Origin of the sequence: Baekduia soli, assembly GCF_007970665.1 — a bacterium.
GTDB classification, from domain to species: domain Bacteria; phylum Actinomycetota; class Thermoleophilia; order Solirubrobacterales; family Solirubrobacteraceae; genus Baekduia; species Baekduia soli.
The window spans coordinates 2,946,822-2,967,888 of sequence record NZ_CP042430.1 but is presented as its reverse complement, the minus strand read 5'-3'; the positions used below and the strand labels follow the sequence as shown (position 1 = coordinate 2,967,888).

The window sequence follows — 21,067 nt, the reverse complement described above, 5'->3', positions numbered from 1 at the left end:
ACTCGACAGCCGCGGGCCGCTGCCCTTCTCTGTCCGGTCCGCAGCGGCCCGCGACACCTGTCCCCGGCCGGAGTGCAGACGCACAAGCCGGGTCGCCGCAGGCCAAAGATCCAACAGCGCTGGACACGACCCCGACACTAGAGCCCGAAAAGCATGCTGGAACCCCGATTCTCCGACCCCATAGCTGAGGCTCGTTCGGGATGAACACTGACCGCTGTCCCGTCAAGGGCTGTTCGGCCCGCGTGCGGCCCTATCCCGAAGACGTGTACCTCCTCACCTCCAGCACCCCGCACATCCAGACGTGGCACTGCGAGCAGGGCCACCAGCTCGTCCGCTACGCCAACGGTCCGTGGGAGTCCACAGGCACCGCGCCCACACGACGGACCCGCATCCTGCGCCCACGCGACGACTAGCCGTAAACGCAGCCCCGGGGCCCAACGACCTCCCAGGGATGCGACTGGCGCATCCGTCAGCGACCTCAGGAGTACCGTCCGGTGCGTGGTCTCCCACGGAACGGGTCTCGGGTCGGGGGCCGCCGCTCCCTCCTCATTCTCTCGGGCGGCGTTCCCCCCGACCCTCTCTCGTCCCGTCGGGTTTGTCGTCAGACGACAGATGCTCGCTGCGCATGCTTTCCGCACGCAGCGGCGATGCTGCTCGACGAAGGTGCCATCAGAGAGCGCGTAAGCGTTCTCATCCTTCCCCCACACCAGTCTGTGGTGCGCTCTGCCCCATATCCCGCCAAGCGCGGCGGACACAGACCGGACCTGGCGCCGTCGGCCCCGGCAAGGGCCGACGGCCCGCCAGTGGCCCCTGGCCTTGGCATATGCGTGAGCAGGTTGGATTGACACCCAGACGCTCGACGCGGGTCGACATGTGCATCGGTCTGGAGGCCCCCGCGTTGCGGGCTAGACGGCCCGCCGGGCAGCGCTGGGAGATGGGCGGGCACTCCCCCGGTCAAACAGCCGGGGCTGCGAACCATCCTGGGGCGTTAGGAAATACTTGGGAAGCGCCCTTATAAGTGCCAGCCGTCGCTATCCAGGACCTGTACCGCAACCTCGCACCGCCCCGGTGGCGCTGCGCGCAGAACATCATCTCGTCACTTCCTCAAAAGCTCTCGAGGTCATCGACGGCATGGAGACCCGCGGCGCCGGAGTGCGGCACCTCGTGCTGGACGCGGCCTGGCACTCTCGACCTGGTCGCTGACGCGAACCGTTCCAGCAGAACGCGTACACCAGGCCCAACCGCGGCAACCTCGCGATCGCGCGCGGCAGCAACGCCGTCCGCACGTGCTAGAGCGTCCCTCGTCGACGCTCCCGACAACATCTGCCTCCACCTGCGCCCGAGGAACAGGGTCAGCACCCCCGGCTGAAGACGTGCCTACCGCACCTGACCCCGAGCACATCACGGGTCATGGCCGACGGGTGGTGCGGGCCGGGTCAGGAGATTCGCACGATCTGCCCGGTGCGGCCCTTGAGCCGTCCCTTGGTAGCCGGCGTCGACGACGCCACCGTCCAGTTGGTCACGAACACCGTTCCGTCGGGTGCGACGGCAATACCCCCCGGGAAATGCAGCGTCCCGGCGGCCAGCACGCTGCGCGAGCCGTCCGGGGCGATGCGTACGACGTCGCCAGGGCCGAACTCCGTTGCGTATAGGCTGCCGTCCGGTCCGAAGGCCAGCGAGGTGATGCTCGTCAGCCCGGAGGCAAACAGGGTCGGTGGCTGACCTGGGACCACGCGCCAGATGCGTGCGGCCCCGCGTGGCTGGGCGCCGCCGGTGAACTCCCCGACGTACAGCGCACCGTCCGGTCCGGCCGCGAGCGCGTCGGGCACGGCGTCCGTGTTGGGCACAGGGTCAGGGAAGGTCGCCAGGACGCCGACGTCGGGCCCGTCAACGACGAGCAGGTCGTTGGCCGCGGAGTCCGAGACATAGATGACGCCGTCCAGCGTCGTGATCCCGTAGGGGTTGGAGACCGCGCCCTTGCCGTCGGGATCCAGGCGGTACTCGACATCGGCGATGTTGGCGCCGACCTGCTTTCCCCCACCGGGCTCGAAGAGCACCACGTGTCCGACCTGGGGCCGCAACGGGTGCGGAACGGCCGCCGGCGGCGTGCGGTTGATGTTGAACTCGGCCGTCACGGCGGTCGCCAGCCGGCCATCCGGCAGCACCGTCAGCTGATCGGCCCCGATGGAGAAGAACCCGTCGGGACGACCGCGCATCGTCAGCAGGCCCGAGGCGACCGTGGTCAGGCGACCATCGCGGCCGACCCGTACGACACGGCCGCTGGCGCCAAAGCAGCCTTCTCGGTTGCACGGCCGCCCGCCGTTGCCCAGAAGCGAGGCATACAGGGTGCCATCCGGAGCCACCGCGAGACCTCGAGGACGCGCAAGATGATCAGCGACGACCGTGGTAGCGGCCGAGGCCGCAGCCGCGCCGACACCCCCGAAGACTCCTACGGCGACGGCAGCAGACAGGATGGCACGGCGCATGGCCCCTCCAGCGATGTCGGTGCACGCAGCCTACGCCCGCACGACCCGAGTTCAACCGGCACCGCAAGCTGCCACGACCCGGATGCCCCCAGGGCCCGTTCCACCGTCTCCTTGCCCAAAGACTTTCCCCACGGCCGCTACGGCAGGGGATAGCGTGGCAGGGCAAACTCTCAATCCTCGGCATCCATGCCCATCGCCGCTCGGTTTCCTCTTTGCGTCGTCGCCTGCGTCTTGGCGTGGAGCGTCGCCCCCGTCCCGGCAGAGGGCGCGATCCCGTTCAAGACGATTGCCTCCCCCGGTCCCCTTCCGTCCATCGCGGTGGGAAACGAAGGCAGCTGTCAGGTCGCGCACGTCGGCGACCAGCAGCTCGAGCTCTTCCCGTCACAGACCACACCGGGAGACTGCGGCACGTTCATCTTCTCCGGCGGGGTGCTCTACGGCCCCAACTTCCCCGGCCACGACCAGACCGCCGCCACCAGCGGCCTGGGTGCGCTGACGCCGTTCACACCCCAGGCCCAGAGCGAGGTCGCCGGCTCCGGCGTGGCCGCCGATCCCCTGCGCGTCACCACGACCTACGTGGCCGGTGCCACCGGCCTACGGGTCACCCAGATCGACAGCTACGTGCCGGGCCAAGAGGCGTTTCGGACCGATGTGCAGATCCAGAACGCGGCGGCCACGGCGCAGGCGGGCGTGATCTACCGCGCTGGTGACTGCTACCTCCAGGAGAGCGACGTGGGCTACGGCTTCGTGGAGACGGCGACCAACGGGCCCGGCTGTTCCATCAACGCCAACAACGCTCCGGCCGGGCGCATCGAGCAGTGGGTCCCGCTGACGGCGGCCAGCACCTACCTCGAGGACCGCTTCAGCTCGGTGTGGTCGGCGATCGGCGCGCACGCCCCGTTTCCCAACAGCTGCCAGTGCGCGACGTCGCTGGACAACGGCGCAGGACTCTCGTGGAGCTTCAACGTGGCGCCCGGCGCCACCGCGACCTTCTCTCATCTGACGGTGTTCTCCCCCACCGGAGTGACCGGAGGCCAGCTGCCGCCGACCCCGACGGCCCCATCCATCCCGACCGCCCCACCGGTGGCCGCGAGCCTGCCGCCAGGTGTGCTGGCCCTTCCGCTGCCCTCGAATCGCCGGTGCGTCAGCCGTCGTGCCTTCCCCATCCGCGTGCGGCGTTACCCGGGCGTGGAGTGGGCGTTTGCCTACGTCGCGGTCAACGGACGAACCGTGCCGGTCTACGTTTACAGCGAGCGCCGTGTCCGCGTGACGCGCATCGGCGCGGTCTACCTCAACGCGCGCCGATTCCGCGCCCTCGTCGACCTGCGAGGCCTGCCCAAGCGCACCTACCGCGTGCGCGTCAGCGCGGTCACCACCGACGGCCAACTGCGCGCCAACACCCGCCAGTACCGCACCTGCGCCGGAAAGCTCCGCGGAAGCATCCCCCGGCTCTAGCGCCATGGCTTCACCCCGACCACGGAGCTCACACGGCAGGCGTGGCTGGCCGACTCCGGACGGCTCTTGATTGACGACAACCCGCTGTCGGCGGATGCTGGCGTGATGGTCGTCATGCGCCTCGTCTACACATCCGCCGTGATGGTGACGGTGATCTGGCTGCTGCGAACGGGCAACCCGGTCGGAGGGCTGCTCATCGTCCCAGCCACTGCGGTCTGGATCCGACAGGACGCCGAGTCCGGCCGACTTGCGGCGCGCGTCCGTCGAGCGCGGCGTCGATAGGACCCGGTCAGACGGCTGGCGCATCGCGAACGTCTGTACCTGCGTTCCACCCCGCAGAACGATCGTCCTCGAGCGGAGTACTCCTCAGCCACCGGCTGAGGGGGTCGACCGCTACGCCCTCCGTGTGACCCCGCGTCGAGCTCAGAGACTCCGCCCCACCGGTAACGCTCGGCGAGCACGCCAACGCGGCGTTCACGGCGACGCAACCGGACTCGATGATCCGGCGCGACGCGCGCGTCCCCCAGCCCTAGTCGTGGACTTCTTCGGCGAGGAGGGCCGACGTCGGTGCGGGTCCTTGGGCGGTCGGCCGGACTTGGCGCTGGCCGGGTTCTATGCGTCCGTTGACCCCGTCCGTCGGTTGGGGGGCCCACCACCGCGGATCGCCCTGTGAATACGGGGGTTTGGGGCCTGGGCCTGACCCCGACCACCCGCGCCCACCATGGAGGTTGTGAGAGCGGACGGGGCTCGGGTGGTCGGACTCAGTCCCAGGAGAGGTCAGAGAGCAAGAGGGCTTGCGGTGGTGGGCCCAAGGAGACAGGGGGTCAGTTGGAGAGATCAGAACGAGAACCAGAAGACAGAGAAGACAGAAACAACATCAACAACAGGGGAAGAGCGCATGGATGCGATGGGGCAGCAGACGACGGGACAGCGGAAGATCGATGCGGTGTTGGCCGGGCAGCGGTGGCCGGTGGTACGGGGGCGGCGGGATGCTGTTGAGGCGGAGCGTGATTGGCGGTGGCTTCAGTTTGTGGGCCGGTTTCGGTTTGTGACGACGGATCTGTTGGCGGTGCGGTTCGGGGTCAGTGGACGTCGTGCGCGGGCGCGGGTCAGCCGCCTGGAATCTCATGGCCTGCTGGTCGGGGTGCGTGATCACGTTTCGCAGTCGCGCGCGATCTATCTGACGCCGAAGGGGGCGCGGTCCATCGGCCGCCGGCCGCGTCGCAAGGCACCGCGCGTGGCGGTCCAGCGCGAGCACGAGCTCGCCGTCGTGGCGCTGGCGATCGACCTCGAGCTGGCCGCCAGCCCAGGGATCGAGATCCTGACCGAGCGTGACTGCCGCGGCCGCGAGGCCGACGGCCTCGGTCGCCACAGCATCGACCTGATCGACGACCGCGGCATGACGAGTCGCCGGTGGCCCGATCTCATCGTCGGCAGCGACCAGCGGCGGGTGGCGATCGAGATCGAGTTCGCGAGCAAGGCAGCGAGCCGGCTAGCAAGCATCGTTGCTAGCTACCTAGCTAGCTCGCTAGCCGAGGTCCGCTTCTTGGTCGCCTCCCCCGCTCTGGCCGCACGACTGCAACGCACCCGCACCATCCAGCGCGGGCGCCTGATCAACCAGCGCATCACGCCGACCACGACCATGACCATCGCCGCCTGGCCCGGAGCGCCCGACCACGTTCGCGACCAGATCGCCCTGCGGTTGCGCTGAGCGCCAGCCCCGAGCACGTCGCCATCGGCGCTGCGTGCCGGGCTGGCGCAGCGGCACGCGCTGCGTTGCGCGCACGGCGCGCGTGGGGTCATGACCGTGGGCGTGCATACGGCGAACGCTCGCCATCGGGCGACGTCAAGCTCGCAGCGGCTCGGTGAGACCGGCCCCCCGGGGCGCGCCGATCGCGCCCCGGGAGGTGTGGTTGCTGTTGGTGATGTCCTTGGGGTTGGTCGGTTCTGAACATCCCTGACGATCGGTCGGGATTCGTTGCTGCGGCACTGGGCCCAACGACCGGCTATTCCGCCACTTCGTGACGGCGACGACCCCGGGGGGTCGCCGGCCGCTCATCGAGCCGCGCGCGCTTCGCGTCTCACCCTTCCCGCAACGCATGGCTGTTTCGCCACCAACCACCCAAGGAGCAGCACATGCCCACCACCACCACCGCCCCCAAGGGCTTCTTTGTCACCCGCCGCCAGCGCCAGCTCATCACCGACCTGGCCCTCGAGCTGGGCCGCGAGATCGCGGTGCCTCGCAGCCGCGAGGCTGCCTCCATGGTCATCCGCGACGCCTTGGCTGAGCAGCAGGCCAACCAGGGCGACACGCCGCGCCCGACCGCCAAGCAGCTGCGCCTCATCGAGAAGCTCAGCCCCGAGGACAAGGTGCCCGCCACCCGCCAGCAGGCCAGCGCCCGCATCCAGCAGCTGCTCGACGCCCAGAAGCAGGCGGCCACCGAGGCCGTGCCGCAGGCGGCGTGACCTCGCAGTCCACCGTGGCAGCGCTCGGCCAGCTCACCCAGCTGGCCGAGCGCCGCCGGCGCGAGCAGCGCAAGATCGGCGCCCTGTGGGCGATGACCCGGGCCGACCGCCTGGCGGCGATGCGCGAGGGGCGGCTGTCGCTGGCCCAGCTGCGCGTCTGGACCGCGGCGTTTCCCGACGAGGTCCTGGCGACCTCACTCACAGGCACGGGCGAGCTGTACTGGATCTTGTGCCAGACCCCCGAGTACCTCGGCGACGACTGACGACCGGGAGGGTGCGCCGCGCAGACGCGCGGTGCACCGACCCGTGCACGCATCACCCCGCCCGGGCTCGCGGGCCGGCCTCGGCAAAGGTGAGGGGAGACGGCCACCGCATCGCCCTTGCCGTGATCAGCGACCCACTGCTAGAAACGTCGATCAGAGGGCGCGCTGCGTGAACTGTCGCTAGGTACCCAGGCACGCCCACCCCCGGGCTGTCGCGGCAGACTCCTGCTGCGTTGAGCTGGCTTGGGGGGCGCATGGCCCGGCAGGGATCAGCGCGCAACGCGCGGGCCGCCCGCGGCCTCCCGTGCTGAGGAGGCCTGGTACCCCCGGCTGGCCTTCGTGGCCCGGCCGTCGTTGACGAGCTTGGTCAACGTGGAGGCCACGGTGCCGCGACCGATGCCCGTCTCCGTCGCCACCTGGCCGGCCGTCTTGGACTCGCCCGCGATGGCCTTCAGGATCGCCTCACGATTCGCGCCCCGAGGCGCCCGGCCGCTCGGTGTCCGCCGAGTCGACACGCGGCGCTTCGACGGACCGGCGCCGCCGGCCCCACGACGCCCCCGCGGCGCCGTCGGCGTCGCGGTGCCGCCGTTGCCGTCAATGCGTGCGATCGCGTCGCGCAGCCCTTCGGCCTCGGCGACCAGCGGTCCGATCGTCTTCTCGATCTCGGCCAGACGACCCTTCAACATCTTCACCGCGTCATCAACAACAGACATACAGCCCCTCGCATTCGATGAACCTCAGCACACAAACCATAGTGCGTTGATGACCCGAGACGGCTTGCTGCAACGACGCTCACATCTGTGACCGCGCGCGGCGCTCAGCGGCGGCGCGGGCGCTTGAGCGGGGTGCTCTTCTTCGTCGACTCGGGGATCTGGTCCCCGAGCGCGATCGACTCATAGGACAACAGCACGACGCCGGCGTCCAGCGCGCCGTTGTGACCGGCCTTGGCCAGGCGGCGCTCGGCCTCGGCCTCGATCTTCTCCACGCGCGCCAGGAACTTGTGGGCCTCGGCGGCCAGCGCCTTGAAGCCGCGCTCGTCGACGCGGGCGGTGCGGCGCTCCAGGACCGCGTCGGCACGGTCGAACCCACCCGAGGCGGCTGCGACCGCCCCGATAGGGTCCTTCCGCGCCACGTGCGGCCGTGCTGCCCTTTGCCGGCGTCCTGACGCAGACGTGATGTCAACGAACGTCATACGGTCTCCATGCTCGCTTAGGAAACGCGATGGGTAGGGTCGATTGTGCTGAGACACATGCCGAATGCACTTCCGACCTTAGGGTACAGCCGCCTGATCGACGCGGTGCGATCCGAACTCGAGACCGACACCAACGTTCCGATGTTCGTCGTCGTGATCGTTGAGGGTGACGGGACAGTCCATGTGTCTCCGGTGATCTACGCGGCAGCGGCACCATGCGACGAACATGCCTCCCGTGTCACCGGGTATCTGAGTTCAGCTCAGCAGCTATTCATCGTCTCCCGTCGCGCTCGGACAGGCGTTCAGACCTACGCCGTCCTGGCGCCGGGGAAGCTAGAACGGCTTTACTCTCACAACGAAGCGTTCCACCAGCAGTCGACTGTGTAGGCCCGCGTGTGACGCTAGGACTGGCGGAGACCGCGTGCGGTGATTTGCCAGTCATGGATCGCCCAAGGGAGATGTCTCGCGCTGCAGCATCATTGCCTTGTTGTCGCCGTGTCGGCCCCGCCAACCGGCAATGTGCCCGGGCTCCCGGGTCGCCAACAGACGGCGGGGCCGCTTGGCGGGTCCGCCGCCGTCCAGGCGCAATGCATCCTTGGGCGCCCACTTCGCCGTCACAGCACGGTGCGATCCCCACGGCGCGCCTTCAGGGCTGGTGAACGCTCGACGAGGTCGGCCCACAGCCTCATGGGTCTTCGCCGCCGCACCTGACGCCCGCGCCCTGACATCTACTGGACGCCCCATGGCAGCTGCGGCTGGCTTGGGCCAGCGTGTCGTCAGTCGCTGCCGATCAGCGCCGGACGGCGACACTGTGCACATGGCGCGTGCCACCGTCAGCAAGAAGTAATTCGAGATCGGCTGCGGGAAGCGGTCGCCCATAGTAATAGCCTTGGCCGTACTCGCAGCCCAGGGTGGTCAAGACTTCGATCTGGCCGGGGTGCTCGATGCCCTCGGCGATGACGCGCAATCCGAGGTTGTGGGCGAGTCCGATGATTGAGCGAATGATGACCTGGCTCTCCTCGCGGTTAGCGAGAGTGTCGACGAACGCTCGATCGATCTTGAGTGTGTTGCCAGGGAAGTGGTGCAACACGGTCAAGGACGAATAGCCGGTGCCAAAATCATCTAGATGGATGTGGACCCCGAGGGCGAGCAGCTCGTGCAGCTTATCCCTGATTTGTTCGGGCCGCTCGATGAGGGTGCTCTCTGTGATCTCTAAGACGAGGCTGCTCCCCGGCAAACCGCTGTCAGCCAGGGCAGAACGCACCTCATTAATTAAGGCGGGATCGGTCAACTGCCTAGGTGAGACATTGACGCTGACCGTTGTGTCGCGTTCGACCACACCTCGACCGCGCCAGTCGCCGAGTGTGCGACAGGCATCATGCAGCATCAGACGACCCAGAGCGCCGATCAGGCCCGCCTCTTCGGCGACCGGAATGAACCGCGCCGGTGACACCTCGGATGGTCCAGCAGGCCAGCGTGCCAAAGCCTCAAACCCGCGGATGGTGCCGGTACCGAGGTCAACGATGGGCTGAAAGAAGGCTCGCATGCGCCTCGTGTCGATCGCTTCGCGTAACTCCGCTTCCAGCGAAACGCGACTGACCAGCCGCTGGCGCATGCTGGGATCAAACACCTCGCAGCGCGCGCCCCCCTTGCGCTTGGCGTCATACATCGCGATGTCGGCGCTGCGAATCAACTCGTCGGCGCCGGCAGTGATCTCCGCGCCGCTGTGGGAGATCCCGATGCTGGCCGTGATGATGAGTTCGCGTCCTTCGGCGTGTATCGGCTCGGCAATGGACCGCTGAACGCGGTTCGCTGTGGCCTCGGCGTCAGTAAGTCTCTCGATCCGGTTCAAAAGGATGACAAACTCGTCACCGCCTAGGCGTCCGACGGTATCATCTGGTCGAAGCACACCTTTGGTACGGCGGGCCAGCTCGATGAGGACGCAGTCGCCCGCAGCATGGCTCAGGCTGTCGTTGACCAGCTTGAACCGGTCGATGTCGATGAACAGTACGGCGCAGTGAGAATCGCGGTCTCGCTCGTGATGGCGCAGGCAGTGCGCGAGGCGGTCCATGAACAGGATCCGATTGGGCAATCCGGTGAGGCTGTCGTGCAGGGCGTCATGGACGAGCTGTTGTTGAGCGTCGTGGCGTTCGGTGACGTCCGAGAGTGACCCGGTTAAGCGGACCGCCTCGCCAGAGGGATGGTAGGTGGCCAGTCCGCGGCTCAGGACCCAGCGCCACCGACCGTCTGCGTGGAGGATGCGATGTTCGTTTTCGAAGTGCGCGCTGCGTCCGGCGAGGTGGTGGTCGATCGCGCAGTGCAGCCGGTCGATGTCATCGGGATGAACGAGATCGAACCATGCGGCCGGCGTATCTGAGATCAGATTTTCGTTGTAGCCCAGTAACGCTCGCCAGCGGGGCGAGAAATGCATGCTGCCGGCGGCGAGGTCCCAGTCCCAGATGCCGTCGTTGGTTGCACGGACAGCGACGGCGTAGCGCTCTTCGCTTCGGCGCAGGTCCAGCATCGCCTGGTGATGGCGTACCGCGTAGCGGATCGTGCGCTCTAGGCTGGGCGTATCGATGCTGCCCTTAACCAGGTAATCGGTGACGCCGAGTCGGGTAGCCTGCAAGTCGACCTCGTAATCGTCCTGACCGGTGAGCAGGATGACCGGCGCTTTGGGATCGCTTCCCCACGCGTCGCGGATTAGATCGAGGCCGGTGAGCTGCCCCAGGCGGTAGTCCACGACGTAGAGGTCGTGGCGGTCCTCGCGGATCGCGTTGAGTGCCGCGTCGTAGCTCTGAGCCCAGTCGATGTCGAAGCGTACGCGGCGTTGCGTGTCGAGCAGGCTGCGCGTGATGACGTAGTCGTCCTCGTCGTCCTCGACGAGCAGCAGACGCAGCACCTCAGGTGATGTCATTTTCGCCGTCCTGAGGAAGCTCGACGAGGTCAAACCAGTAGTGAGCAAGGGTCTGCATGACTTCTGCAAGCCCTTCGAAGGTCACTGGCTTGGTTATGAAGGAGTTGACGCCTAGGTCGTAGCTGCGGAAAATGTCTTCCTCGGCCTTTGAGGTCGTAAGCACCACCACGGGAATTCTGCGTAGGACCGGGTCGGCCTTGATCTCGGCGAGCGCCTCGCGGCCGTCTTTCTTGGGCATGTTGAGATCGAGCAGGATGATGCCCGGCTTGGGCGCCTCGATGCCGTCGGCGGCGTAGATGCCCTCGCCGTGCAGGTAATGCATCAGGTCTTCGCCGTCGACCACAAAGCGGATCTCGTTGCGTAGTCGTGAGCGTTTGAGCGCGTCGGCGGTCAAGAGACGGTCGTCCTCATCGTCGTCTGCCATCAGGATGGTGACTAAGCGGTCGCGCGCGCTAGACACGTGGTGGCACGGTTTCGAAGCTCATCTCTGCTGGCGTCGCCGATGGTGCCGGCGTCTGGGGTGCAGAGCTGACGTGCTGCTGGACGGGCAACCTGACGCGGAACACCGAACCGGAGCCGGGACGACTGTCCGCGGTGATCGTGCCATGGTGGCGCTCGACGATCTTGTAGCACAGAGCCAATCCGATCCCGGTGCCCGCGTAGGATGAGGTGCCGTGCAGCCGCTCAAACGCGCGGAAGATGCGTACGGCGTACTTGGGATCAAACCCGATGCCGTTGTCCGTCACCGTCAGATCGGCGACACCGTCGACCACTCGGGCGGCGATAGCAATCTCACAGACGACGTTCTCGCGTCGAAACTTCAAGGCGTTGGCGAGGAGGTTCTGCAGCAACTGACGCATCTGCACAGGGTCTGCGTCGATGGTGGGCAGATCCCCGGTGATGATCTGCGCGCCCGTGTGATCGACGTCCAAGAGCACCTCGTCGAGCACATCGGCGAGGTCGACCGTGACGAACGGACGGCCCTGGGTCGAGACGCGCGAGAACATGAGCAAATCGTCGATGAGCGTCCGCATGCGCCCCGCTGCCGCCGTCATTCGGCGAAGAAAGTCCTGGCCCTGCTCCGACAAGCGATCACGCTCCCGCACGTTGAGCTGCGCCGCAAAGGTCTGGACCTTGCGGAGTGGCTCTTGCAGGTCATGGGAGGCGATCGAGGCGAATCTCTCAAGTTCCTCGTTTGAGCGTGCCAGCTCAGCCGCATGGCGCAGCAACGCGTTGGTGCCCTGCAGCTTGGCGTTGCTCTCCGCGAGCTCGCTGTTGGCTCGGGCGAGCGCGGCCCTCCCGGCAAGCATTCGCCGCAACAGGAGCAACGAACACAGGCCGACCAGGCCGAGGGCGGCGAAGATCAGCCAGGGCACCCACTTACGTAGTCCCGACACCGACCCGAAGAGCTGCGACGCCGGGACCGTGAGCACGACACGCCACCTGCTGGCCACCGGGACAGCGACGAAGTACCCGTCCTGGCCAAACGATCCTTGGTGGCCATGGCGGGCGGACGACAGCAAGCCTGGCTGTGTGGCTTGGCGCACGACGGGCCGCGGATCAGACGTGCCGATGACGGTACCGCGACCGTCGATGACGTACGCCTTTCCGACAGCGGCCGGGATGCGCCTCAAGTAGTCGCTCACGAAGGTGCCGATCGCGCCCGGAACCAAGCCACCTACCAGCACTCGCCGGCCATAGGGGGTCTTCAGCGCTACGGCGAAGTCGATAACGGGCGTGCCGCCGGGCCCACTGTGCACGACGTCTGACAACGCGTAGGGGGAGCTTTGGAGGGCGCGAAGAAGTGATGGGGAGCGCGACAGCAGCCCCGCTTGTGAGGCGCCGCTCACCGCGCGCGATCTGGCGATGAGCTGTCCCTCATCATTCAGCAACGCCTGATATCGCAGGCCGCCCTGCCTGACGGCGCGATCTAGAGCCCGGTCGCTGACCACCGCGGAGCCGTAACGCTTGGCCGTCTCCGGCGATTCGGCGGCGGAGGAGAACACGGCCTGCGTGAGCGCGGCGGTGACCTCGGCCCTCAAACGGAAACGGGTCTTTGCGTCATCTCGCGCCGCCGCCTGCGTCGCATGAAGCTGAACTCCCAGCACGACCAGGACCGCCACTAGCCCCAGCGCCACCAACCCCACCACAAGATTGGCCGATTGCCCGTCAGACCGCGTTTCCACAGGACCCGAACCCACCGGCACAGCTCCGTTCTACTCCGAACTCCTGATCGATACGAGCCACTTTGCGTGCTATCGACATTGCCCGCGTGAAGCTAAAGCGAATCTGTCCGCCGTTGTCGACGGACGCACCACACCAGCCCATCTGTCCTGAATCATGTCTGTAGCAGGGCGAATTGGATGCCGTGCTGGGTCCTGCGTCTGACGGACCAGCAACTAGCCGGCGCACGGCCAGATTGAACTTTGGTCGTGATTACTCTGCAAAGCGGATGGCCGCCGCCAGGTCATCCGGAGCACTGATACACCGCCCTCATGTCCCTGACGCGAACGCGCAGAGCCCGAACACGATCGGGAACCAGTTCAGTGGACCACACGCAACGCTCTGAGTAGCCGCATGCAAGCCTCGTCCAGTAAGGCCGGCCCAAGCACCGTGGAGCTTCCGGCCGCGTCGGAGGGCCGCGGGTCGGATGCCCTGTTGAAAGTGTTGGCGCGACACGCGGCGCTAGTCGTGGGCGCGGCCCGGTCGGTGGTGGTCGTTGAAGACGGTGATGGGCAGCGCCGGCTGGCGGCCGAGCATGGTTTCGTGTCAGATCCGCAAGCGCTGGATACGGTCTTGGACCGCGTGTCGGCCCACGAGAGTGGGCGCTTTGGCAGCCAGAGGGAGAAGGTCCTGACCTTTGATCAGGGCGTCATCTGGCTTGATGGCATCACCACGAAGCCCAACTTCAAGGTTCTCTCGGGTCTGGTCGATCTCGCCGGCACGATCTGCGCGGCAGCCCACGAGCGCGAGCGGCTCGCTCGGGGCGCAAACACCGCAGTAGGAGCGCTGGCTTCGCTGCTTGAATTGCGCGACGGCTACGCGGCCATCGATGGCCGTTTCATGGTCGACTTGACTGAACGGTTGGGGCGTCGATTGGGACTCGATACACACCAGCTCGAGCACTTGGCCACGGCCGCACGGCTCCACGACGTGGGCAAGATCGGCGTGCCCGACCGGATCTTGCACAAACGGGGACCGTTAGACGCACAGGAGCGATTGGTGGTGCAGCGTCATCCCGAGTGGGGAGCCGAGGCTCTGGCCAACGTGCCCACCCTCCAGCAGGTTGCCGCGATCGTCCGGATGCATCACGAACGCGTAGACGGTTCGGGCTACCCGGCCGGGATCGGATCGCCCGACATTCCAACGGAGAGCATGATCATCGCCGTGGCCGAGACCTTTCGGGCCTTGACCAGCGAAAGGCCCTACCGAAACGCCCTGGCGCCAGGCCAAGCGCTGACGATCATCAGCTCGGGCTCGGGAACCCATTTCGATCCTGCCGTCGTCCGCGCTCTACGTCAAGACTGCGCCGAGCGCGGTATCACGCCCACAGCAGCCAGATCTAGGACACCGCGAAGCCGCGGGCAAGCCGTTGTAACGACCTCGCCTGGGGGGCGGCCTGGGCACCGCATGCCAGCAGCGTTTGAGCGGCTTGAGGGCATGCCAGCGTTGACCGAGTCGCGCGATCGTCTCATCGAGGTCTTAGAAGGCGGCCGGCCGACGACACGGCGCTTGGTGTCGGCCATCGAGTCCGATCTGGCCCTGGCCATCGCCGTGTTGCGAGTCGCCAACCAACAAGCGCGACCACGCAGCACGATCAGCAACATTCCGCAGGCGGTCGCAATGATCTCGCCCGACGGTGTCAAACAGCTGGCGTTACGCATCTCCGTCGTCGACTTCTTTGAACAGCTTCCCGGCTGGCCCGCTCCTCCGGAGCGCATGCGCCTCCACGCCGTCTCGGTCAAGCACGTCGCTGCCAGCATCGCCCGAACCTTGGACCCCGAGGCCGCCCACGACGACCTGCTCGTCGCTGCACTCCTTCACGACGTTGGCAAGCTGCTCCTCGCCGATGCCTACCCCGGCTACCCCCAGGCCCAGCACGGACAGGCCCAGACGCCAGACGCTCGGGCACAGGCCGAACGTCACGAACTCGGCCTTGACCACGCCACCGTGGGCGGCGTGCTCATCCGGCGGTGGGGCCTGCCAAACCGCTTGGCCTCGATCGTTGAAAACCACCACAAGACCGCCGCCTCGGGCGCAGCCGGAATCGTGCGTCTCGCTGACCTCCTCGCCCACTACGCCCACGGCCAAGACCTCGAGCCACACACCCTGCAGCAGGCCGCGGCCACAATCGGCCTGAGCCACAGTCAGCTCCGCACGCTGATGTACGAACGCGACGCTCCGAGCAGCGGCGACCAACAGCGCATCATCACATCCGAGTGCCCCCTCAGCCCCAGAGAGCTTGCCGTGGTCCGAGAGCTGGCAACCGGCAAGGTCTACGGCGAAATCGCGAACGCGCTCAGCCTCAGCAGCAGCACTGTTCGCACTCATCTCCACAACACCTACCGCAAGCTCGGCGTCCAGGACCGCGCCCAAGCCGTCCTGCTCTGCGCTGAACAGGGCTGGATATGAGCCAAACGCCAAGGAGCATCCTCCTGGCCGACCAAACGTGTTTCCGGCAGCAAAGGAGGCAGCGGCGCTTACCAAGGGATTTGTCGAGAGCCGGCAGTGACCCACGGTCACCATGACCGCCCTGTGACCAAGCGTGCTCAGCGGCGGCGCGGGCGCTTGAGCGGGTGCTCTTCTTCGTCGACTCGGGGATCTGGTCCCCGAGCGCGATCGACTCATAGGACAACAGCACGACGCCGGCGTCCAGCGCGCCGTTGTGACCGGCCTTGGCCAGGCGGCGCTCGGCCTCGGCCTCGATCTTCTCCACGCGCGCCAGGAACTTGTGGGCCTCGGCGGCCAGCGCCTTGAAGCCGCGCTCGTCGACGCGGGCGGTGCGGCGCTCCAGGACCGCGTCGGCACGGTCGAACCCACCCGAGGCGGCCGACGCGTTGGCCACGTCCTCGAGCATCTTCAGCTCCGAGCCGACGGCCGCCTGCTTGGCGACCGGGGACGCGCTGGACCAGGTCTCCTCGGTGACCTTCGGGCGGGCTCTGGCCTTGTAGTGGTGCTCGACGGCGCCGCGCACGCGGGTCTCGTCGACGAGCTCGATCAACCCCAGCTTGTGCAGCGTGCGCACGTGGTAGGCCGTCGCCCCCAGCGTGGTGCCCAGCCACTGCGACAGCTCGTTCGGGCTCGCCTTGCGCTCCGACAACATGGCCATGATCCGCACCCGTACCGGGTGGCTCATGGCCTTGACGTAACGAGGATCATCGATCGCGGTGATGGGCTTCGTGGGTCTTCCTGTCGTCGGCCTGAACACACCCAGGCACCCGGGACGCACCTCCCGCGCAGGCCGGCCCCCCGAGCCTGCGCGTGATCCACCGCTGAGTGAACGTCGTGCCGCGGCGTCCTGTCGCTCTTCGCGGTCTCGATGGACGTGGCCCCCTCAGACTCCCGCTAGGTCTCAGCCCGGATCCACCGGTCGGGTAGGACGGTGGCGTCCGGGGCGTGGACAAGAATGACCTCCTGAGCAGGAAGAAAGCGGCCGTTCGTGGCGGTCGCGGCCTGCGTCAGGAGGTCACCTTGATGGTGCAGGATGACGAGGCCGTCGGACTGGACGCTCTGGCGGTCAGGTTCGATGACGAGCGGGTGGTCAGCGATGCCGGGGCGATGCTCGTCGCGATGGTCGCGCAGCGGCTGGGGGTCGAGGCGCTGGCGGGACGGTTGGTGGCGCTGCGGCGCGAGCGGCCCGGGGCGGCGAACGCGGGGCGCAAGGTGATGGCCTTGGTGTTCGCGATGGTGCTCGGCGCCGACAGCATCGATGACTGCGGCGTGCTGCGGGCCGGGCGCACCCGCCGGCTGTTGGGCGGCTGGCTGCCGGCGCCCTCGACGCTGGGGACGTTTCTGCGGGCGTTTACGTTCGGGCACGTGCGTCAGCTCGATCGGCTGCTGGCCGAGTCGCTGACCCGGGCGTGGCAGGCCGGGGCCGGCCCCGGCGACCGCAGGCTGATCGTCGATGTCGACAGCTTCGTCGGGCAGGTATGCGGCAAGACCAAGCAGGGCGCGGGCTACGGCTACACCAAGCTCTTTGGCTACCACCCGATCCTCGCGACCAGGGCCGACACCCGCGAGGCGCTGCATATTCGCCTCAGGAAGGGATCGGCCAACACGCAGAAGGGCATCAAGCGCTTCTGCGAGGAACTGATCGCAAGGGTCGACCGCGCCGGCGCCACCGGCACGAAGCTGCTGCGCGCCGACTCGGGGTTCTGGAACACCAAGGTGTTCAAGCTGTTGGAGGCCAAGGACTGGTAGTACTCGATCGGCGTGCGCAACATCAAGACGGTCAAGGCGGCCGTCGAGGCGATCGACCCGGATGCCTGGCTGGCGATCGACTACCCCGACGGGGGCCTGGCGCAGATCGCCGAAACGACCTACGCGGGACGGCGGCTGGTCGTCCGGCGCACCCGCCTGGTCGGCCCGCAGGCCGAGCTGTGGCCCGACTGGCGCCACTTCTGCCTTCTGACCAACCGCACCGACGACCTCCACACGGTGGAGGCCGAACACCGCGACCACGCCGTCGTCGAACAGGTCATCGCCGATCTCAAAGACCAAGCACTCGCGCACTTCCCCTCCGGACACTTTCACGCCAACGGCGCCTGGACCGTGCTGGCCTGCCTGGCCCACAACCTGCTCAGATGGACCCAGCTACTCGGGCTGCCCAACACCACGATCCGTGCCGCCCGCACCCTACGGCGTCGGCTGCTTGAGGTCCCCGGCCGCCTGACCAGCCACGCCCGCGGATGGACACTGCACCTGCCCGCCCGCTGGCCCTGGCACGGCGACTACCTCAACGCGCTCAACCGCATCCGCGCGCTCCCCGCCGCCTGAACCACCGCACCGACGTTCAACACCAACAACGCCAGCGAGTCCAAGGCGTCGATCACCGCCGGGCGCAAACGGCAGACCGACACCCGCCGAAGGCCTCAACCCGGCCTTGGCGGCCCGATCCGCGCCCATACCAGCCGGCGCCGTCCTCCGAGCACCCCGAAACGCCGCTTCGGTGCACCCACCCGGTCCCAATCGGTGGATCCGGGCTCAGGGGAGCACGGCAGGAGATCGCGAATTCTAGGAGACCGCGAGCCGTGCGCCGATGTCGCATAGCGGCCACTACTCACGCTGGGGTCTCAAGGACGCGGCGACTGGCGCATTCGTCAGCGGCCCCATGAGTAGCGTGTTGACAGCGAGCGAACCCTCGGGACGGTCTCGCGGTCGAAAGGCTGCCCCTTGGGCAACGTCGCCGCCGACTCGCGAGCAAGTTGCATAGGGCGCTCGACAACGGTCGCGGGCCGCTGCCCTTCTCAGTCCGTTCGCAGCGGTCCGCGACCCGTTCGTCAGGCGAGAGTCTCGTCAGCGGGACCACAGGACGAGCCCGGCGAGGTCCTACATCACGCGGCGCACCTCGGGGGCCGTCGTGAACGAGGCGGCTCTCGCGGATCGACTTCTATAGGGTCGATGAGCCTGGACGAGCCGGGCATCGTTCTGCGGGAACTCGACACCGTGACGGACCGGTCCTCGAGCATCTCGGCCCTCTCAGCAAACAGGCGGGGTCACAAAAAGGAGCTCCGCGACTCGGACGGGGCCGTGATGCGCGATCTCGGCGCAGATGTCAGCGACCGCTCCGGCTGCTAAGGGGTCGGGGTCAGCAGCCGCGTCCGCACGCGCAATCGTCGGCCACGACGGCGGCGACCGTCGCGGCAGAGTCCTTCTTGCTGCCATGTCGACCCCGATAAATTGGTCCGCCTCGCGGTGGCGGTCACCGCCCCCGAACCGGCGTCCCACGCCTCCGCCGAGCTTCAACCGTCGTCGGTCTCGTTCCTCGGATCGAGTGGGTGATCGAGACCCGCGCGCGTCACGATCCCCGCGTTCGGAGCGACGTCAGCGAGCGCGACTGCGGCCAGCGTGGCTCGGTGGCGGTCGCGACCTCGAGGCGGCCCGCCGCCAGTCCTACAGCCAGCCGCGCTCGGTCGCGATGAGGACCGCCTGGGCGCGGTCGACGGCGCCGAGCTTGCCGTAGATGTTGTGCAGGTGGGTGCGGACCGTGGAGGTCGAGAGCGACAGCTCCAGGGCGATCTGCTTGTAGACCTTGCCCTCGGCCAGGCGCTTGAGGACCTCGAGCTCACGGCCCGACAGCGGGCACGGGTCGATCTGACGCGTGCGGCCGGTCGTCGGGTAGGGCAGGTCGTACATGACCGCGCGCAGCTCGCTCGGGCCGAGCCCGATCGTGCGGGCGCACTTGAGCAGCTCGGTCGGCGACACGGCGCTGCCCTGGGAGTAGTGGGCGAGCATGTCGGCCAGGCGCACGAAGGCGGCCTCGCCCTGCGCGTCGTCGGCGTGGTGGCGCTCGATGACCGAGGCGACGGCCTTGGGCAGGCCCCAGCGGCGGGCCAGGACGCCGCCGACCAGCGCGTGGTCGACACCCAGCTCGCGGCGCTCGCGATGGATGCGCTCCTCGGGGGTGCGCGCGTTGCCGTGCACCTGGCCGGGGTAGCCGGGGTAGGCGTGCATGAGCACGAGCTTGCCGATGTCGTGCAGCAGCGCGGTCACCATGAGGCGGTCGCGGTCCTCGTAGCCGGCCTCGGTGGCCAGGCGGTCGGCGGCGCGCTGGGTGGCGACGCCGTGCAGCCGGAAGCGCTCGGGCGCGGCGTCCCAGACCGAGGAGCGCTCGAAGAAGTCGAAGGTGCGGGCGCGGGTGGCCAGGGCCTGCACGGCCTCGGGGGACAGCAGGTCGACGGCCTGGACGACGGACTCGACCTTGCCGCGGCTCTTGCCCTCCACCTGGTTGCCCAGGCGCAGCACGGAGATGACCAGCGCGACGTCGGACTCCACCGCGGCGACGACCTCACCGGTCGAGATCCGCTCCTGGCGCACGACGCGCAGCAGGCGGTTGCGCGACTCGGCCAGTGCCGGGAACGCCTCCAGGGCCTCGAACGCCGCGGTGAGGCGACGGCCATGGCCCTCGTTGTGGCGGCGCTGGACGTCGGCGGACGATGAGGTCACTTCGGTGGAGGCTGCGGCGGGGGGCATGTCGTCTCTGGGCTCCGTTGGTCAGGGCACGGCCATGGCCGACCCGTCGGTACGACCCGGTTATCGGCACCCTTGGACGGATCACGAAAGACGAAGCACGCACCCAGACAGTCCCCGCAGGACCGGCGGTCAATCAAATGCCATCGTCGATGACTCCGGGGACGCCCGTGCCGCCGCGCCACTAACGTCGCCGAGCGAAGGCGTCTGCGTGTCGCGGGCACAGGTGACCGGACAGTTCTCGTCCATGGAACCGGACCGACAGCGCCCACCCGTCGGGCAGAAAGCGGCCCGGATGGACCACGAAGGGATCGCTCGAGCACCTACACGACGGGTGGTCGCAGACCAAGAACCCGCGGCGCCCATCTTGTGACACGAACACAGGCGTCACGATACACCGAGTGACGCTGACTACTGAGCGATAACTCAGCAAACTTGGCGCATCCACTGACCGTTGCGTCAGATTTCTGACTATGGCGCAGCGACACCAAACCCGTCGAGCCGAACAGCTCGGTTGGGAAGGGACATCCCGGTTGGCCAAGTGCGTCCCGCTCTCTGGGGAGCGGGACGCACTCTCTCTCCTCGTGCCGCCGAGGTCGTCGCTGCTGCCCATCGGATCCGCTAGGGGCTCCCCCAGTAGCGTCGCCCGGCGACACCCTCGGGACAGGGCGTCGTACAGCCGCGGCCGCCGTCCTTCCATTGCCACCGGGCGGCGGCCGCGGCACCTGCACGCGGACGCTTCGCCCGGCCACGCTCCTCGCGCGCCGGTCGGGTTGACGACAAAACCACGCCCAGGCGATGACGGCAGATAGCCATCGCGGCTCCCTATGACCCCCTATTCACCGCGAGCCGCAAATCCGCCGCCCTCACTCCTGGTCCAAGCGATCAATCAGCCCTCTGCGATCTTTGGTGCGTCAGAGCACTGGCGCTGACGGGTTGCACGGGCGGGCGCGGCACCTGACCAGCCCGGCAATCGCGCGGATGGCCGTCGGCAGTCGTCGCCACCGCTCGGCCAGTGAGCCACGCCCGGCTCGCGCTCAGGAGCTAGGGACTCGATCACGACGATTCACCGAAGCCAGGACGGCCAATCTCGTGGCCC

The 21,067-nt window shown here is 67.8% G+C and carries 14 protein-coding genes and 1 pseudogene; 7 read left to right on the top strand and 8 right to left on the bottom strand.

Annotation, left to right across the window (positions count from 1 at the left end; all coding sequences use genetic code 11):
• The first annotated feature begins 200 nt into the window (after nucleotides 1–200).
• Nucleotides 201–413 carry a hypothetical protein gene (locus FSW04_RS14075; protein WP_146920293.1) on the top strand — a complete coding sequence of 71 codons (213 nt, stop codon included), beginning with the start codon at nucleotides 201–203 and terminating at the stop codon, nucleotides 411–413.
• 1,023 nt (nucleotides 414–1,436) lie between these two features.
• Here the strand turns inward: FSW04_RS14075 and FSW04_RS14070 are convergent.
• Nucleotides 1,437–2,486 carry a ScyD/ScyE family protein gene (locus tag FSW04_RS14070; RefSeq protein WP_146920291.1) on the bottom strand — a complete coding sequence of 350 codons (1,050 nt, stop codon included), beginning with the start codon at nucleotides 2,484–2,486 and terminating at the stop codon, nucleotides 1,437–1,439.
• A 186-nt stretch (nucleotides 2,487–2,672) separates the two neighbouring features.
• On the opposite strand from FSW04_RS14070, the gene FSW04_RS14065 reads away from it, so the two are divergent.
• The 4 genes from FSW04_RS14065 to FSW04_RS14050 all read left to right on the top strand — a co-directional run bounded on the left by FSW04_RS14065 (nucleotide 2,673) and on the right by FSW04_RS14050 (nucleotide 6,670).
• Nucleotides 2,673–3,941: a hypothetical protein gene (locus FSW04_RS14065; RefSeq protein ID WP_146920288.1), complete on the top strand. Its 1,269-nt coding sequence runs from the start codon at nucleotides 2,673–2,675 to the stop codon at nucleotides 3,939–3,941.
• Nucleotides 3,942–4,848: 907 nt separating this feature from the next.
• A complete protein-coding gene (locus FSW04_RS14060) occupies nucleotides 4,849–5,652 on the top strand; it encodes a replication-relaxation family protein (protein ID WP_187368778.1) in 804 nt (267 codons plus the stop codon).
• A 425-nt stretch (nucleotides 5,653–6,077) separates the two neighbouring features.
• Nucleotides 6,078–6,407 carry a hypothetical protein gene (locus tag FSW04_RS14055; RefSeq protein ID WP_146920284.1) on the top strand — a complete coding sequence of 110 codons (330 nt, stop codon included), beginning with the start codon at nucleotides 6,078–6,080 and terminating at the stop codon, nucleotides 6,405–6,407.
• On the top strand, nucleotides 6,404–6,670 hold the full coding sequence (locus tag FSW04_RS14050) for a hypothetical protein (RefSeq protein WP_146920282.1): 267 nt from the start codon (nucleotides 6,404–6,406) through the stop codon (nucleotides 6,668–6,670). The genes FSW04_RS14055 and FSW04_RS14050 overlap by 4 nt, the downstream gene beginning before the upstream one ends.
• 269 nt (nucleotides 6,671–6,939) lie before the next feature.
• Here FSW04_RS14050 and FSW04_RS14045 read toward each other — a convergent pair whose 3' ends face one another.
• The 5 genes from FSW04_RS14045 to FSW04_RS14025 form a co-directional block, all read right to left on the bottom strand.
• Entirely contained in the window at nucleotides 6,940–7,362 is a 423-nt protein-coding gene (locus tag FSW04_RS14045; protein ID WP_146920280.1) for a helix-turn-helix domain-containing protein, read from the bottom strand.
• Between the two features lie 125 nt (nucleotides 7,363–7,487).
• On the bottom strand, nucleotides 7,488–7,802 hold the full coding sequence (locus tag FSW04_RS14040) for a hypothetical protein (RefSeq protein ID WP_146920278.1): 315 nt from the start codon (nucleotides 7,800–7,802) through the stop codon (nucleotides 7,488–7,490).
• Nucleotides 7,803–8,652: 850 nt separating this feature from the next.
• Nucleotides 8,653–10,764 (bottom strand): putative bifunctional diguanylate cyclase/phosphodiesterase, encoded by a 2,112-nt coding sequence (locus tag FSW04_RS14035; protein ID WP_187368777.1) that lies wholly within the window; start codon nucleotides 10,762–10,764, stop codon nucleotides 8,653–8,655.
• Between the two features lies 1 nt (nucleotide 10,765).
• Nucleotides 10,766–11,203 (bottom strand): response regulator, encoded by a 438-nt coding sequence (locus tag FSW04_RS14030; RefSeq protein WP_146920273.1) that lies wholly within the window; start codon nucleotides 11,201–11,203, stop codon nucleotides 10,766–10,768.
• Between the two features lie 28 nt (nucleotides 11,204–11,231).
• Nucleotides 11,232–12,980 carry a sensor histidine kinase gene (locus FSW04_RS14025; protein ID WP_146920271.1) on the bottom strand — a complete coding sequence of 583 codons (1,749 nt, stop codon included), beginning with the start codon at nucleotides 12,978–12,980 and terminating at the stop codon, nucleotides 11,232–11,234.
• A 376-nt stretch (nucleotides 12,981–13,356) separates the two neighbouring features.
• Between FSW04_RS14025 and FSW04_RS14020 the strand changes: the two genes are divergently transcribed.
• Nucleotides 13,357–15,411, top strand: coding sequence for an HD domain-containing phosphohydrolase (locus tag FSW04_RS14020; protein ID WP_146920269.1), 2,055 nt, complete (start codon nucleotides 13,357–13,359; stop codon nucleotides 15,409–15,411).
• Here FSW04_RS14020 and FSW04_RS14015 read toward each other — a convergent pair.
• The gene (locus FSW04_RS14015) at nucleotides 15,305–16,135 is read right to left on the bottom strand and encodes a transcriptional regulator (RefSeq protein ID WP_146920267.1); all 831 of its coding nucleotides are present in this window, start codon (nucleotides 16,133–16,135) and stop codon (nucleotides 15,305–15,307) included. The two genes, FSW04_RS14020 and FSW04_RS14015, sit on opposite strands and share 107 nt — an antisense overlap.
• A 338-nt stretch (nucleotides 16,136–16,473) precedes the next feature.
• Between FSW04_RS14015 and FSW04_RS27880 the strand changes: the two are divergent.
• Nucleotides 16,474–17,775 (top strand): annotated as a pseudogene (locus FSW04_RS27880) (IS1380 family transposase).
• A gap of 1,116 nt (nucleotides 17,776–18,891) precedes the next feature.
• On the opposite strand, the gene FSW04_RS14000 reads toward FSW04_RS27880, so the two are convergent.
• Entirely contained in the window at nucleotides 18,892–19,944 is a 1,053-nt protein-coding gene (locus FSW04_RS14000; protein WP_228430468.1) for an HDOD domain-containing protein, read from the bottom strand.
• Between the last annotated feature and the right edge of the window lie 1,123 nt (nucleotides 19,945–21,067).

Excerpts from the sequence above, each read along its gene's own strand:
- FSW04_RS14075 (WP_146920293.1), top strand. The coding sequence starts at position 201 with ATGAACACTGACCGCTGTCCCGTCAAGGGCTGTTCGGCCCGCGTGCGG.
- FSW04_RS14070 (WP_146920291.1), bottom strand. The coding sequence starts at position 2,486 with ATGCGCCGTGCCATCCTGTCTGCTGCCGTCGCCGTAGGAGTCTTCGGG.
- FSW04_RS14065 (WP_146920288.1), top strand. The coding sequence starts at position 2,673 with ATGCCCATCGCCGCTCGGTTTCCTCTTTGCGTCGTCGCCTGCGTCTTG.
- FSW04_RS14060 (WP_187368778.1), top strand. The coding sequence starts at position 4,849 with ATGGGGCAGCAGACGACGGGACAGCGGAAGATCGATGCGGTGTTGGCC.
- FSW04_RS14055 (WP_146920284.1), top strand. The coding sequence starts at position 6,078 with ATGCCCACCACCACCACCGCCCCCAAGGGCTTCTTTGTCACCCGCCGC.
- FSW04_RS14030 (WP_146920273.1), bottom strand. The coding sequence starts at position 11,203 with ATGGCAGACGACGATGAGGACGACCGTCTCTTGACCGCCGACGCGCTC.
- FSW04_RS14020 (WP_146920269.1), top strand. The coding sequence starts at position 13,357 with ATGCAAGCCTCGTCCAGTAAGGCCGGCCCAAGCACCGTGGAGCTTCCG.
- FSW04_RS14015 (WP_146920267.1), bottom strand. The coding sequence starts at position 16,135 with ATGAGCCACCCGGTACGGGTGCGGATCATGGCCATGTTGTCGGAGCGC.